At 64.3% G+C, this 13,345-nt stretch carries 14 protein-coding genes; 5 read left to right on the top strand and 9 right to left on the bottom strand.

The window, feature by feature from the left end:
• Window positions 1-5 precede the first annotated feature (5 nt).
• Window positions 6-1,199, bottom strand: a complete 1,194-nt coding sequence (locus ACH196_RS29790) for an amidase (protein WP_396650473.1) — start codon at window positions 1,197-1,199, stop codon at window positions 6-8.
• Window positions 1,200-1,742: 543 nt separating this feature from the next.
• Here ACH196_RS29790 and odc2 point away from each other — a divergent pair.
• Both odc2 and ACH196_RS29780 read left to right on the top strand, forming a co-directional pair.
• A complete protein-coding gene (gene odc2 / locus ACH196_RS29785) occupies window positions 1,743-2,876 on the top strand; it encodes an ornithine/lysine decarboxylase (protein WP_396650472.1) in 1,134 nt (377 codons plus the stop codon).
• A 152-nt stretch (window positions 2,877-3,028) separates the two neighbouring features.
• Window positions 3,029-3,589, top strand: coding sequence for a GNAT family N-acetyltransferase (locus tag ACH196_RS29780; RefSeq protein WP_396650471.1), 561 nt, complete (start codon window positions 3,029-3,031; stop codon window positions 3,587-3,589).
• Window positions 3,590-3,696: 107 nt separating this feature from the next.
• On the opposite strand, the gene ACH196_RS29775 is transcribed toward ACH196_RS29780, so the two are convergent.
• The 7 genes from ACH196_RS29775 to flhA all read right to left on the bottom strand — a co-directional run bounded on the left by ACH196_RS29775 (window position 3,697) and on the right by flhA (window position 9,153).
• Window positions 3,697-3,978, bottom strand: coding sequence for an SCP2 sterol-binding domain-containing protein (locus tag ACH196_RS29775; protein WP_396650470.1), 282 nt, complete (start codon window positions 3,976-3,978; stop codon window positions 3,697-3,699).
• Window positions 3,979-4,178: 200 nt separating this feature from the next.
• Complete coding sequence (locus ACH196_RS29770; RefSeq protein WP_396650469.1) at window positions 4,179-4,724, bottom strand: hypothetical protein; 546 nt, start codon at window positions 4,722-4,724, stop codon at window positions 4,179-4,181.
• Window positions 4,721-5,134: a hypothetical protein gene (locus tag ACH196_RS29765; RefSeq protein ID WP_396650468.1), complete on the bottom strand. Its 414-nt coding sequence runs from the start codon at window positions 5,132-5,134 to the stop codon at window positions 4,721-4,723. The genes ACH196_RS29770 and ACH196_RS29765 overlap by 4 nt, the downstream gene beginning before the upstream one ends.
• Complete coding sequence (locus tag ACH196_RS29760; protein WP_396650467.1) at window positions 5,131-5,706, bottom strand: rod-binding protein; 576 nt, start codon at window positions 5,704-5,706, stop codon at window positions 5,131-5,133. Before ACH196_RS29760 ends, ACH196_RS29765 begins: the two co-directional genes overlap by 4 nt.
• A 222-nt stretch (window positions 5,707-5,928) precedes the next feature.
• The gene (locus ACH196_RS29755) at window positions 5,929-6,312 is read right to left on the bottom strand and encodes a hypothetical protein (protein ID WP_396650466.1); all 384 of its coding nucleotides are present in this window, start codon (window positions 6,310-6,312) and stop codon (window positions 5,929-5,931) included.
• Between the two features lies 1 nt (window position 6,313).
• Window positions 6,314-7,069, bottom strand: coding sequence for a flagellar biosynthetic protein FliR (gene fliR / locus ACH196_RS29750; RefSeq protein WP_396650465.1), 756 nt, complete (start codon window positions 7,067-7,069; stop codon window positions 6,314-6,316).
• The gene (flhA, locus tag ACH196_RS29745) at window positions 7,066-9,153 is read right to left on the bottom strand and encodes a flagellar biosynthesis protein FlhA (RefSeq protein ID WP_396650464.1); all 2,088 of its coding nucleotides are present in this window, start codon (window positions 9,151-9,153) and stop codon (window positions 7,066-7,068) included. Before flhA ends, fliR begins: the two co-directional genes overlap by 4 nt.
• 665 nt (window positions 9,154-9,818) lie before the next feature.
• On the opposite strand from flhA, the gene ACH196_RS29740 reads away from it, so the two are divergent.
• Both ACH196_RS29740 and ACH196_RS29735 read left to right on the top strand, forming a co-directional pair.
• A complete protein-coding gene (locus tag ACH196_RS29740; protein ID WP_396648102.1) occupies window positions 9,819-10,580 on the top strand; it encodes a hypothetical protein in 762 nt (253 codons plus the stop codon).
• A 25-nt stretch (window positions 10,581-10,605) separates the two neighbouring features.
• Window positions 10,606-11,982, top strand: a complete 1,377-nt coding sequence (locus ACH196_RS29735) for a GSCFA domain-containing protein (RefSeq protein ID WP_396648101.1) — start codon at window positions 10,606-10,608, stop codon at window positions 11,980-11,982.
• 243 nt (window positions 11,983-12,225) lie between these two features.
• On the opposite strand, the gene ACH196_RS29730 is transcribed toward ACH196_RS29735, so the two are convergent.
• Window positions 12,226-12,516, bottom strand: coding sequence for a GIY-YIG nuclease family protein (locus tag ACH196_RS29730; protein WP_396648100.1), 291 nt, complete (start codon window positions 12,514-12,516; stop codon window positions 12,226-12,228).
• A 462-nt stretch (window positions 12,517-12,978) separates the two neighbouring features.
• Here ACH196_RS29730 and ACH196_RS29725 point away from each other — a divergent pair, with 462 nt between their 5' ends.
• Entirely contained in the window at window positions 12,979-13,131 is a 153-nt protein-coding gene (locus ACH196_RS29725) for a hypothetical protein (RefSeq protein ID WP_396648099.1), read from the top strand.
• The last annotated feature ends 214 nt before the right edge of the window (window positions 13,132-13,345 follow it).

Genomic DNA, 13,345 nt, shown 5'->3' with positions numbered 1-13,345 from the left:
TCCGGTCAGCCCACTCCGGCATTGGCAAGTATCTTCCTGCCCAGCCGGATCAGCGCCACGTCGCTGTCGGGCGGTCCGACGATGGAGAGGCCGAAAGGCGCGCCGTGGACCGTGCCGAGCGGCAAAGTGATCTGCGGACAACCGGAAAGGCCGGCGAGGCAAAGCAGGTGCAGAGCCCGCTCACGATAGTTTTGCAATTCCTCGGGCGGCGCGCTTTTCATCGGCGAGGCGCCGGGCACGGTGGGCAGCACCAGCACCGCGCCGTCCTTCAACAGTTCCAGCATCTCGCCGCGAAAGGTGAGGCGGCGGACGCGCTCGGCATGGACGGTTTTTTCGTCGACGGTCTTGCCATAGCGGAAACGCTCGAGCGTGGCGGGCGCGACCGTATCGCCGTGCGCCTCCAGCCACGCGCCATGCGCGCCCCAGGCTTCAAACGCCTGGATGTTGCGGAAGCAGAAATAGAGTTCGTCGGGCGATGACGTGAAGGGCGGGATGGCGCGGCGCTCGATTGGCAGATCGACAAGACCCTTCATGCGTTCGTATTCGGCCGCTTCCTCCGGTCCGGCGAGAAATCCTTCCATGGTGTCCAGCGTGACGGCGCGGGTCAGTAGGGCGCGATGCGTGTCGCGGCCGAGCAGAATCTTGCCGACAGCCTCGTAGATCTCGATGTCGGCGGCAAACCAGCCAACGGTGTCGAGCGAGGAAGCGAGCGGCATCGTGCCGTCGATCGGGATGCGGCCCTGCGTGGTGCGCAGGCCGATCAGGCCGCAGAAACTGGCCGGCGCGCGAACCGAGCCGCCCGTGTCGGAACCGAGCGCGATGTCGGCCAGCCCGCCGGCCACCGCCGCCGCCGATCCGCAGGACGAGCCGCCGGTGTAGCGGCCGGGCGCTTTGGGATTGATGGGCAATGGAAAATGCACGTTCTGGCCGAACAGCGAGAAGACCAGTTCGTCGGTCACCGTCTTGCCCGCGAAACGCGCACCCGAATCGAGCAGAGCCTTGACGCATGAGGCGCTCTGCGCGGCCGGAACCGCTTCCGCGAACTTTTGCGGGTTGCCGCAGCCGGTGCGATAGCCCTCGACGTCGAATATGTCCTTGACGCCCAGCCTCAAGCCGTCGAGCAGGCCGGATTCCGCATGAGAAACAGCCACTTGCGGCAGGTCGAGGAAAGCGTTGAGGGCGTCGCGCGTACCAAGCATCGTTCACCGTTTCCTGTCTATCGCGGCAGAATTGTTCACGTCTCGAAGAATTGCAAGCGGGGTGCATTTTTTCGTTGATTGTGACAGCCAAGATTCCTATATCGCGCTTGCCCAAAGTCGCACGTGCCTGTGGGCGTCCCCCGATCCTCGGAATGGCGAGATGTCGGGACGGTACCCGGGAAGTAACGAGCCCGGTCGGTTCAGCGGCCAACCGCCGATCCGAGGACGTCTTGAAGCAACGACGGTGCGGGCCTTTCTGGTCTCTGTCGGCAGTCCAACGCCGACAATTACTGAAGAGGCACACCTTCATTGCCGGCAGTGCGGACGGGTCTCCCATCCAAGCCAAGGCAGACAAAGCGAGCGCGGACCGCAAGGTCTCAGCAAGCCGACGCGCGTGACGCGTTTTCGTGGTTCCGGGGTCTCCACCGGCTGGCGCCACGAGAAGCCGTCTCGCCCCTTTGTCCACCGCGGATGAACGCCCAGAGGGCGGTCCGCACCTTGCAATGAAGCGCGGGACAGTTTCCGCGCATCTGGAGAGACCCGATGGCCACGCAGCGCATCCTCGACTTCCTCGCCACCCGACGTCCGAACGGCCCTTGCCTGGTCGTCGACCTCGACGTGGTCCGCGACAATTTCCGCGCCTTCGAGAAGGCGCTTCCGGACAGCAAGATCTATTACGCGGTGAAGGCAAACCCGGCGCCGGAGATCCTGCGCCTGCTTGCCACGATGGGCTCGTCCTTCGACACCGCGTCGGTTGCCGAGGTCGAGATGGCCATGGACGCGGGGGCTCCAGCGGAGCGCATCTCCTTCGGCAACACCATCAAGAAGGAGCGCGACATTCTGCGCGCCTATAATCTCGGCATCCGGCTGTTCGCCGTCGACTGCGTCGAGGAGGTCGAGAAGATTTCCCGCGTCGCCCCCGGCAGCCGCGTGTTCTGCCGCGTGCTGACCGATGGCGAAGGCGCCGAGTGGCCGCTGTCGCGGAAATTCGGCTGCGTGCCGGCGATGGCCGTCGACGTGCTGCGCCGCGCCAAGTCCCTCGGGCTGGACGCCTATGGCGTATCCTTCCATGTCGGCTCGCAGCAGTGCGACCTGACGGCGTGGGACCGCGCACTGGGCGATGCGAAGAAGGTGTTTTCGACACTGGCCGAGGAAGGCATCGTCTTGAAGATGGTCAATATGGGCGGCGGTTTCCCGACCCGTTATCTGAAGGACGTGCCGGTGGCGCAGGCCTATGGCCAGGCGATCTTCTCGGCGCTGCGCAAGCATTTTGGCAACGACATCCCCGAGACCATCATCGAGCCGGGCCGCGGCATGGTCGGCAATGCCGGCGTCATCAAGTCGGAAGTCGTGCTGATCTCCAGGAAAGCCGACAATGACAATGTGCGCTGGGTGTTCCTGGACATCGGCAAGTTCGGCGGTCTCGCCGAGACGATGGACGAGGCGATCCGCTATCCGATCGTGACCGCGCGGGATCAGGACGAAAAGTCCCCGTGCGTGCTCGCCGGCCCGACCTGCGATTCGGCCGACGTGATGTACGAGAAGACGCCGTACCCGCTGCCGCTGTCGCTGACCATCGGCGACGAGGTGCTGATCGAGGGCACCGGCGCTTACACGACCACCTACTCGGCGGTCGCCTTCAACGGCTTCGAGCCGCTCCGATCCTACGTGATCTGACGGGCTCACCGTCCCTCGGATCACTTCCCGGCCGCCGGCGGCCTTCTTGGCGCATGGTCCTTTCCGAAACCGAAGTGGTTTCGGGGCCATGCGCAGGCCGGCGACGGGTTCGCTTGTGGAACAGACCTCTGCGGGTGAAGGATTTTTTTGAAATGAACGCAGTCGAAATCAATACCCTGGACTACACCATCCTTGCCGAGACCGCCGCCGATGTCGGTGAGCGCGAGGCTTTGCTCGACCGCGCCATGGGGGCCGGCCGCAAGCGCAAGTCGTCGGAGAAGCTGCGGCGCGGCCGCCGGCCTTCCGAGGGGCTGGCGTTCGTCGCCCGCGATGCGGACGGGCGTGTCGTCGGGACGGTGCGGCTGTGGGATGTCCACGCCGGCGGCGACCGCAGGGCGCTCCTGCTCGGCCCGCTTGCTGTCGATCCGTCAGTGAAGAGCGGCGGCATCGGCTCGGCGCTGATGCAACACGCCATCGCGGAAGCGAAGCGCTTGGGCCATGCCGCAATCCTGCTCGTCGGCGACGCGCCTTACTATTCGCGCTTCGGCTTCTCCGTGGAGAAGACTGGCCGGCTCGCCATGCCTGGCCCCTACGAGCGTCACCGCTTGCTGGCGCTGGAACTGGCCGACGGCGCGCTGGACGCGGTGCACGGCGTGCTCAGGCCCGCGGGGCGCAAAGTAAGGCCGCGGGTGGAACTCGCGCGCGCCGCGTAAGTTACAATCTCATGAGAAAAGGACCGGGCTGGTATAGCTCGGTCCGACGGCCATCTCCGGCGGGGTTGGGTGGAGATGGCCGTACCTGTATTCAGTCGCTGCCAGATTTAGAGCAACTGGCTCAACGCCATGGCGACGGTCATATCGCCGGTGACCTTGATCTTGCCGGTCATGAACGCCATGGTCGGGCTGATGTCGCCTGACATCAGGCCTTCCAGATTGTCCAGCGACAGCGAGATCGTGCAATCCGTCTCGGCATCCGTCGTGGAAATACTGGTTCCGTTGACGACGATCACGCCGTCCTTGCCCAGATCGAACTTCACCGACTTCTCGAAATCCGACTTCTCGACGCGTGGCCGCAGCCGGTCGACGATGTCCTGAGCGCTCATTTTAGTCTCCTGGTTGGCGTGGCCGGCAGATGGATTTGCCGTCCAAAATAGCGTGGCCGATCCCCTCGGCAATCGTGCCTTAGGTGAACCGGGCGGATGCAAATCAGACCGGCAGAGGGTTACGTCAGGCTGATATCGGCGGTCAACCGGTCCTTGCCGGCCTGCGACAATTCGTGGGGAAGCGAGCCGGCGGAAAGGGCTCAGTGCGCAGGGGCGGCATCGTGCCCAGCCTCTCCGGCATCAGCGGCGTCGGCGGGCTTTTCGGGGGCCGGCTTCCGGCGCTTGGCCGCGTTGTCGCGGATCTCGTCCTTGGTGAGATAGTCGACCTGCTCGACCAGAACCTCCTCGACGAGATCCTGCTTGACGCGCTTGTTGATGCCGTCGCGGATGCCGTTGCGAAACGCGTCGAGATCCAGCGCCGGCGTCTTGGTGAAATCCAGCGCCGGCATCGAATAGATGTAGGAATAGACGACGTCGGTGATCAGCGCGTCCGCCGGCACGGTTAGCTTGCGCAGTTCCGAGGGATCGACCGTGTAGACCAGGCGGGCGAGGAAATAGCCCTCGACCGAGGAATTGCGGATCAGCGGAACCGAGATCACGTCGGTCTTCACATAGTCGAGCCCGCCCATCAGCGACGGCGGCACGACTTCCGCACCGGATTTCGCACCGGCCGACTGGAAGGAATAGAAGACGGCGCCCAGTGTGGCGGCGCAGATCCAGATGGCGGCCAGGACGAACTTGATCAAGCGCCCCACCCGAACTCGCCAGCCGAATAGGTGCCGTCCGCCTCGGCATGGCGGATGGCGTTGCGCATCAAGGTGGCAACCTCGCTGACCGCGTTGAGATGGGCGCGGATGGCGGATTCGTTCCTGGCGAGCGTCTCGCGCAGCCGTTTCAGGCCGTCGCGATGTTCGTTGAGCATGTCGGCCTCGCCAATGCCCTTCATGGCGCGGGTGAGTTCATAGAGGTGGCGGCTTTTTCGCGCATTGGACGACTGCAGGTCGAAGTCGCGGTCATGTTTCAGCCCGTGGGTTTCCGCCTCCACAGCCTCCTCGATGCGGCCGATGATGATCGACAGGCTCGCCGGGCGGGCGGCGGGCGCGGTGTCGAAGGTCACTGGGCGGCCGGCCGGAATCTCCGCGGTGTACTCGGTCATGAGACGCTCCTGTACGGCTTCGGGCTTTCGGCGGCATCGCCGCCGCTGTCGCGCAGCGTGTTCGCCGCCTTGCGCTGAAGCTCCTGCACCAGCGCGTCGGAAAGGGCGGCCTGGCGATCCTCCTCGGTCTGTTCGGGACCGCGCGAGATCGGGCCGATGGACTTTACGGTCTTGCCTTCGACATAATGGTCGGCGAGCAGATGCGAGGCGATGCCGATGCCGCCACGCTCGGTCATCACATCGGCGATCTTTCCGGCCATCATGGATTTCCACATGTCGCCGGCGAGGCCTTTTCCATAGACCTGCTCGGCGTCCTTCGGCAGCATGTTCTGGACGAAAGTCTGCAGCACGACGGATTCGAATTTCTTGAAGGCGTCGGCCTGGCCGGTCGGGTCGGGGCTGCGCCTGGCGCCCGTACCGGAGGGAGAGCCGACGCTGAAGGCTGCGTCCGTGCCGGCCGGCACCGTCGCACCGACGCGTCGCGCCAAGGCGGCGCGCGCCGCATCCAGCCCGGACGGCTCGACGGCGCGGGCGACATCCAGCACGATATCGCTGGGTGGGGAAATGGCCAAGGAGAACGCTCCTCCGGTTTTGATGCCGGCATTGTGGACGCGAAAGCTTGCGGGAGCCTTGCCTGGGGAGCGCCGGCTAACCCTCCCCCTTGAGGGGAGGGTCGGTGAGCGGTCGGAGCGAAGCGGAGATCGCGAGACGGGGAGGGGTCGCTTCAGGATGGAGCACTGCCGCAGCGACCCCTCCCGGCCGCTTCGCGGCCACCCTCCCCTCAAGGGGGAGGGTCAGGGCGGCGCTGCCTTTCTTGCCAGCAGTTCCAGCAACTCGCGCTCGGTGCGGCTGCGCTCATCGGCCCGGCGTTCCTCGCGCCAGGCGCGTTCGACCATGTTGGCGCGGGCGGTGGCGATCGCAACGCGTTGCGCCTCGGTCTCGGCCAGCCGCAGATTGGCGCGCTCCTTGCCGAGCGCTGTCGCGATGCCGCGGTTGTAGACGTCCGGGAAAGTCATCGCCATGGAGCCTTCGGCGTCGAAGCGGGCGGCGAGATCTTCCGCGTCAGCGCGCGCCGCCGCCGCCGCCGCGACATGGCCGGCATGGCGCGTCTCGTGCAGCGCCTTCAGCTTTTCCTGCACGGCTAGCAGTTTTCGCAGGCGTTTTTCGCGCTCCGCCATGTCATCCGCCTCCGAAACTTGCCGCGAGAAACCCGTCGGCGAACAGGTTGAGCATGGTGGCGATGCCGAAGTAGAAAAGAATCAGGCCGCCGGCGATGACCATCGGCAGCGAGATGAAATAGACCGGAATCTGCGGCGTCAGCTTGTTGACGAAGCCGACGGTCAGGTTGACCAGGATGGCGTAGGCGATGAACGGGCTGCCGAGGCGAAGCGCGATCATGAAGGATTCGCCCATCGTATCGGCGACGTTGACGAGTGCTGCACGCGGATTGAACAGCGTGTTGAGCGGCGCGACCTCGTAGGACCGCACCAGCGCCTTGACGATCTCGTGGTGGAAATCGAAGACGAACAGCAGGAGTAGCGCCGAGAATGAGATGATCTCGCCGAGCGGCGCCTGCGGTTCGCCGTTCTCGATGCCTGGGCCGGCGACCCCGCCATAGCCGACCAGCATGGCGATGGCCGAGCCCATGAACGACAGCGCCATCATGTAGAGCCGCGCCAGAAGGCCGATCAGGCTGCCGGTGAGCAGTTCGGACACCACCATCGGCGCCAGCACCGCCGGCTCGCGGCTGACCGAGGGCAATATCTGGTCCCACAGATGGACGAGCAGCGCCCCCGACGCGGCGACCGCCACGAACAGCCGCACCTGCATCGGCACGCGGGCGCTGGACAGGCCCGGCATGATCATGAAGCAGCCGCCGATGCGGCAGAAGGCGAGAAAGGCCGCGATGACGACGCTTTCGGGCAGCGCGGTCACGAAATCGTGCCGAGGATGCGGATCTCCACGCCCTTGGCGATCTCGACATGGCTGAGCACGGGCAGCGTCGTGTAGAGCCGCTCGATGATCATGCGCACATAGGGGCGGGCGTCCGGCGCGGTGACGATGACAAAGCGCTCGCCGGCTTCCATATGGGCGCGGATCGCCTTCGCGGCGTCCTGGCCGAATTCCTCCAACTGGCGCGGGTCGATGTCGAACTCGCGGATCTCGCCCTTGGCGTCGCGCTTCAGGCTCTGGTGGAAGGCGAGGTCCCAGCGGTTGCCGAGGCGCAGCACTTTCAGCACGCCGCCTTCCGAAAGGTCGCCGCAGATCTGCTGGGCCATGCGCACCCGCACATGCTCGACGATCTGCTCGGTGCGGCGCACATGCGGCGCGATCTCGGCGATGGCCTCGATGATCAAATGCAGGTTGCGGATCGACACGCGCTCGGCCAGCAGCAGCTTCAGCACCGCCTGCAGGCCGGGATAGGAAATGTGCGAGGTGCAGATCTCGTCGGCGAGTTTCTTGTACTCCGCGTCCTGGCGGTCGAGCAGCGCCTTCATGTCCTTGTAGGAGAGGAGCTGAGGCAGGTTGTTGCGGATGACTTCCGAGAGGTGCGTGAGCAGCACCGACATGTTGTCGGCGTATGTGTACTGCTCGCGCTTCAGGTCTTCCGCGAACATTTCGGGCACCGAATAGGCGCGCATGCCGAAGGCTGGCTCGCGCACTTCCTCACCGGGGATGTCGGGCGTGTCGCGTTTGCCCAGCAGCACCATCAACTCGCCGACGCGCACCTGATGCTCGGCCACCACCGTGCCGTGGATCTTGATCTGGTAGCTCTTGCTCTGCAAAGCGAGGTCGTCGGTGAGTTTCACTTCGGGCACGACGAAGCCGTATTGCGAGGCGAATTTCTTGCGCATCTTGGCCATGCGGAAGGCCAGTTCCTGGTGCGAGACCAGCAGTTTTGTCGAGAGCTGCTTGCCGATCAGCAATTCGATCTCGGCGGTCTTGAGCGACGCCTTGACCGAGTTCTTCTCCTCGTCCTCCTTCGTCGCCGTAGCCTCGCGGGCGACGGCGGCCTGAGCCTCGGCCTCGCGACGTTGGCGCAGCGGGATGATGTAGCCGATCGCCGCCATGGCCAGCGCCAGCGAAACGAAGGGGAACATCGGCAGGCCGGGCATCAGCGCCAGCAGCACCAGCAGGCCGGCGGCGACATAGAGCGCGCGCGGATAGGCGCCGAGCTGGCCGAATACGGCCTGGTTGGTGGAGCCGCGGGTGCCGCCCTTGGAGACCAGCAGGCCGGCGGCGAGCGAGACGACGAGCGCCGGGATCTGGGTGACGAGACCGTCGCCGACCGACAGTTTTATGAACACGTCGGAGGCCTCGGCCATGCCCATGTCGTGGCGGAAATAGCCGATGGCGATGCCGCCGACGATGTTGATGGCGGTGATGATCAGGCCGGCGATGGCGTCGCCGCGCACGAATTTCGAAGCGCCGTCCATGGAGCCGAAGAACGAGCTTTCCTCCTCCAGTTCGCGGCGCCGAAGCTGCGCGGTCTTGTCGTCGATGACGCCGGCCGACAGGTCGGCGTCGATCGACATCTGCTTGCCGGGAATGGCGTCCAGCGTGAAGCGGGCGCCGACTTCGGCGATGCGGGTGGCGCCCTTGGTGATGACGATGAAATTGACGATGATCAGGATCAGGAAGACGATCAGGCCGATGACGAAATCACCGCTCATGACGAGCTGCGAGAAGCCGCTGATGATGTAGCCCGCCGCATGCGTGCCCTCGCTGCCATGCGACAGGATCATGCGTGTCGTCGCGATGTTCAGCGACAGCCTGAGCATGGTGGCGATCAGCAGGATGGTCGGGAAGGACGAGAAGTCCAGCGGCCGCTGGATCCAAAGCGCCACCATCAGGATCAGCACCGACAGCGCGATCGAGAAGGCCAGCCCGATGTCGATCATGAAGGCCGGAATCGGCAGGAACAGCACCGCCAGGATGACGACGATGCCCAGCGCGAAGAAGATGTCGCGGGCGTTGCGGGCGGGCGGCGCGGGGGAGAGGGTTTCTGAAATCGCCATAGGGACGGACCAACCATGTCCGGACGCCCATCGCGCCCACGCCAAGGCTAGCGGCGCAAGCTTGTGCGAGGGTGGCAGGTCTGGGCGGGTCCCAGAGCGCCGCTCAGGGCAATCGATCGAGCGACACCTGCTGCCCCTCATCCGCCTGTCGGGCACTTCTCCCCGTTGTTCCCAAGGCAATCGCATATCAGTCGGTTGTCAATGATCCTCCGCACCTCGCCTGCGGCGAGACGCGGAGGCATCACCCCCTCACCGCCTCGCTTCGCTCGGCACCTCTCCCCCTGCCCGGGGGAGAGGACTGCCGGCCGCGAGTTTGGCGCCAATCGTCGACGCAGCGATCCTCTCCCCCGGGCAGGGGGAGAGGTGGCCCGAAGGGCCGGTGAGGGGGTGATGCCGAACCGAGCCGGCGAAGCCGGTTCGGAGCGGATAATGTCCATATGCGATTGCCCTGCCGTTCTTACGGGGAGAAGGTGCCGGCAGGCGGGACCGAAGGACGGGCAGTGCGGACGGTCAAGGTAAAAACCCCCGGTATAACAAGGTTGGTTCAATCGATCGCCTTGACGCCCCGCCCGACGGCAATTGCCGAATGGTGGCGGGCCTGTTAATTTTTCCGTGTCAGGCGGTGAGATAGCGTTCCTGGCCTCCTCAAGATGAAAACAAGGTCCATGGCGTCTTCTCCGATCCGTTTCTCCAATCTCAAGATGGAATATTCCCCCTATCCGTTCGGGGTGATCGCGCCGGTGTTCGACGAAGCGCTCTATTCGGAACTGCTCGACACGTTTCCGCCGATGGAGCTTTTTCAGTTCCATTCCAAATTCGGGAACAAATATTCCCTGTCGGAGAAGAGCAATCGCCCGCAGTACGAGAAGTTCATCGCGTCGCATCCGGCGTGGCGGCAGGTGCATTCCTATGTGAAGAGCGACGATTTCGTGTTTTCGGTTCTCGATGCCTTGCGCAACCGCAACGTCGATCTCGGCCTCTCGCGCGCCGGGCAGTCGCGGGCCAAAAGAGTCCGCAAGACGCTGAAGAGCCTGATGCAGGGCAAGCTGCCCACGGTGGAAAGGCCGCTTTATTCCCGCTTCGAATTCTCGGCGCTGCCGGCCGACGGCGGCATCGTCATCCCGCACACCGATTCGCCCGGAAAATTCGTCACGATCGTCTTCTCCATGGTCAAGCCGGGCGATTGGACGGACAATTGGGGCGGCGGCACCGACCTGCTCGTAGCGAAGGACGTGACCAGGAGCTACAATTTCATGAACGCCCAGGTGCCTTACGAGGAAACCGACACCGTCGCCACGGTGCCCTACAAGACCAACCAGGCGATGATCTTCGTAAAAACCCACAACTCGCTTCACGGCGTCCGCAAGATGGTCGGGCCGGAGGGTGCGGTGCGCCGCACGCTGACCGTGGTCATCGAGCGCGGCTAGGGCTTTTCGCGAAAAAGGTGGTGACTTGGGTTTCTCCTTAAGCAAGCTTTTCCGCAAGAAGCCTCGCGAAAAACGCTCGACCGCGTCGCTCAAGGCAATCGCGGCCGCCGACGGAACGATCGCGTTCTACGCCGGAAAGTCGGCGGGCCGGCCGCGCTTCGTCTATCGCCGCCTTGCCCAGGCGCTCGACACGGCGGCTGGCCCGACGGAGCGTGCGTCCGCCATCCAGTCGTTTCGCGACGAGCTCAAGACGAACGGCAGCCGGGGCGAGGGGCTGAAGCTGCGCATGGTCCTGCCGCCCTTCCTGGAAAGGCGGCTGCGACCCGGCGAGCGCGCCGAGCTCGAGCCCTGGCTCGCGGCGCTGCGGGCCAGGCGCAGCCGCCTGCGCGATGCCTTCCCCGACTGCGCCGACGAGTTCAGCCTCGCGCCGGCGTTTCTCGACAGTGTGCTCGGTGTCGAAAAAAGTCCGGCGATCGAGCAGCGGACCCGCATCTTCACGATGGGCTCCTGCTTCGCGCGCAACATCGCGGTCTTCCTTCAGGCGAACGGTTTTACGGCCGAAGCCTTCATGCAGACCGAGGACCTGAACTCGCCGTTCTCCAACGCCCGCATGTTGAGTGTCGCCTCGGCCCCGCCCGGCGAGCGCCAGGCCTTCGTCGCGGACTGGATCGAGACGCTCTATCCCGAGGAGAGTTCCGAGCGCCGCGCGGCCCGGCGCGACGAGGCGCTCGGGCGGCTTTCCGGGCTGGCCGATTCGATTGCGTCGGCCGAGGTCGTCATCGTCACGATCGGCAGCGCGCTCGATTTTTTCCTTCCCGCCGGCGCATCGGCAGGCGGCGCGACGGGGGAAGGCGAGGTTGCGCCAAAATTCCTGCTGCTCGCCGACACCGAGGACGCGGACAAGCGGGCGGGCCTCGCGCAGCGCCTCAAGGCGCAGGGTGCGTCGTTCCGGCTGGGGACTTTCGCGGAGTCGAAAACCGCGATCGGCCGCTTCTACAGCGCGGTGCGCGCGCTCAACCCGCATGCGCTCTGCCTGTTCACGCTTTCGCCCGTGCCGATGGACAGCGCGATCGGCCTGCAGAAGATGGCTCCCGGCGGCGCGGCCGAAATCGACTGCGTCAGCAAGTCGACGCTGCGGGCCGCCCTGTATGAGGCGATGGCCGAATGGATCGCAGCCGATCCGAAGGTGCACTATTTTCCTTCCTACGAGATCGTCCGCTGGATTGCCCCCAACCTGCCGATCCAGACGTTCGGCGCCGAGGACGCCTCCGCCCGCCATGTCTCGGAGCAGGTGCTGAACGGCGTCTGCGACTATTTCCTCGACCGCTTCGGAATGGACCGAGTTGCCGCAAACCAGGATCCAAAAACAATGCCGTCGAAACACCCGGTGGGGGCTGACTAGGCAATATCTGGGCGATTTGCCTTGACCGCCCCTGCGGCCTCACTGTCCTGCCGGACATCTTCCCCCGTTTTCGGCTGGGCAAGCGCATACGTCGAAGACTAGCCGAGGCAATCCAAGACTGTCGTCATTCCCGACCTCGTGAGTGAAGCGAAGCGGAGCGGAGAGTGTCGGGAATCCATGCCTCGGATTCGAAATCACAAAGCCGATGCAGAACCGGTTCTATTCTACGATACAAAACCCCGGTCAAAGCAGATGCCACGCAATATCGTGCCAGTGCGGATTGTTTTCTTCAATCAACTTGACCTTCCATTGGCGCGGCCATTTCTTGATCGCCTTCTCGCGTTTGATGGCGTCAATCACCCAGTCATGTTCCTCGAACCACACCAGGCGCATGACGCCGTACCGGGCTGCGAATTTCGAACCCGTTCCGGTTCGATGTTGAAGAAGACGGCCCGCAAGATCGGAGGTCACGCCGGTGTAGAGCGTTCCATTCTTTTGCGACGCCAGGATGTAGACATAGCCCCGCCTGCCCATTGAAGAAGCTTAGCATGGTTTTGGTCTGCCTTCTCATCGAATGGCCAATTCTTTATAGGCTGCCGACGGATGAGCCGGCCCATGCAGTTCGATGTCATCCGGCGGTCGAGATGCGACGGCCCGTTGCCGGACCTGTTGGGCAGGGGCTCGCGCCGGACGTTGCTGAAGGGGCGCGGGGCTTGGCCGGACACAGACCGTTCTTCGTCGACTTTGGCTTCGCCACCTCCGAGGCATGGATTCCCGACACTCTCCGCTCCGCTTCGCTCGCTCACGAGGTCGGGAATGACGACATCGTTGATGCTTCAGGCTAATCGCCACCGTCTTCGTTTCAGCAAACCGCCACCTTCGTCGCTTCAGCCCATCGCCAACGTCGGAGATTAGCGGAAACGCCCCACGCTTCGTCATCCTGGGGCGGAGCACGAGCGAAGCGAGTGCGGAGACCCTGGGAACCATGCCGTACCGGTGACGAAACGTTCCGGCGGTCCCGATAACAGCGAGCAGAACATGCCGAAAACGGGGATGAAAAATCACCGCCAGACAGAAAATTTTCTTGGACACACGCCGACAGTCACCACCAAGCCATTGTTTTTGCTGATTGCGCTTTCTCCCGCCTGACACGCGAAACACCGCCAAACAAGATTCTCATCCCCCTCCCCAGAACCTGCCTCATACTTGTCGCCGGTTCGGCTGCGGGAACGGAAGGGAGGCGGCAGTGGAGTTTGGAGACGCGAGTACGACGATCGAGCGATACCGGCAGGCGCTGAAACATATCCTGCTGATGCTCATCGGCATGGCCGAGATGGGTTTTGGCAGGCCGCTGTCGCTGGTG

The organism is Mesorhizobium sp. IMUNJ 23232 (assembly GCF_044326205.1).
Classification (GTDB): domain Bacteria; phylum Pseudomonadota; class Alphaproteobacteria; order Rhizobiales; family Rhizobiaceae; genus Kumtagia.
The sequence above is the reverse complement of the archived record's forward strand: the minus strand, read 5'-3'. Positions and strand labels throughout refer to the sequence as shown.

Coding starts and splice junctions, on each gene's coding strand:
- ACH196_RS29790 (WP_396650473.1), bottom strand. CDS start 1,199: ATGCTTGGTACGCGCGACGCCCTCAACGCTTTCCTCGACCTGCCGCAA.
- odc2 (WP_396650472.1), top strand. CDS start 1,743: ATGGCCACGCAGCGCATCCTCGACTTCCTCGCCACCCGACGTCCGAAC.
- ACH196_RS29780 (WP_396650471.1), top strand. CDS start 3,029: ATGAACGCAGTCGAAATCAATACCCTGGACTACACCATCCTTGCCGAG.
- ACH196_RS29775 (WP_396650470.1), bottom strand. CDS start 3,978: ATGAGCGCTCAGGACATCGTCGACCGGCTGCGGCCACGCGTCGAGAAG.
- ACH196_RS29765 (WP_396650468.1), bottom strand. CDS start 5,134: ATGACCGAGTACACCGCGGAGATTCCGGCCGGCCGCCCAGTGACCTTC.
- ACH196_RS29755 (WP_396650466.1), bottom strand. CDS start 6,312: ATGGCGGAGCGCGAAAAACGCCTGCGAAAACTGCTAGCCGTGCAGGAA.
- flhA (WP_396650464.1), bottom strand. CDS start 9,153: ATGGCGATTTCAGAAACCCTCTCCCCCGCGCCGCCCGCCCGCAACGCC.
- ACH196_RS29740 (WP_396648102.1), top strand. CDS start 9,819: ATGGCGTCTTCTCCGATCCGTTTCTCCAATCTCAAGATGGAATATTCC.
- ACH196_RS29730 (WP_396648100.1), bottom strand. CDS start 12,516: ATGGGCAGGCGGGGCTATGTCTACATCCTGGCGTCGCAAAAGAATGGA.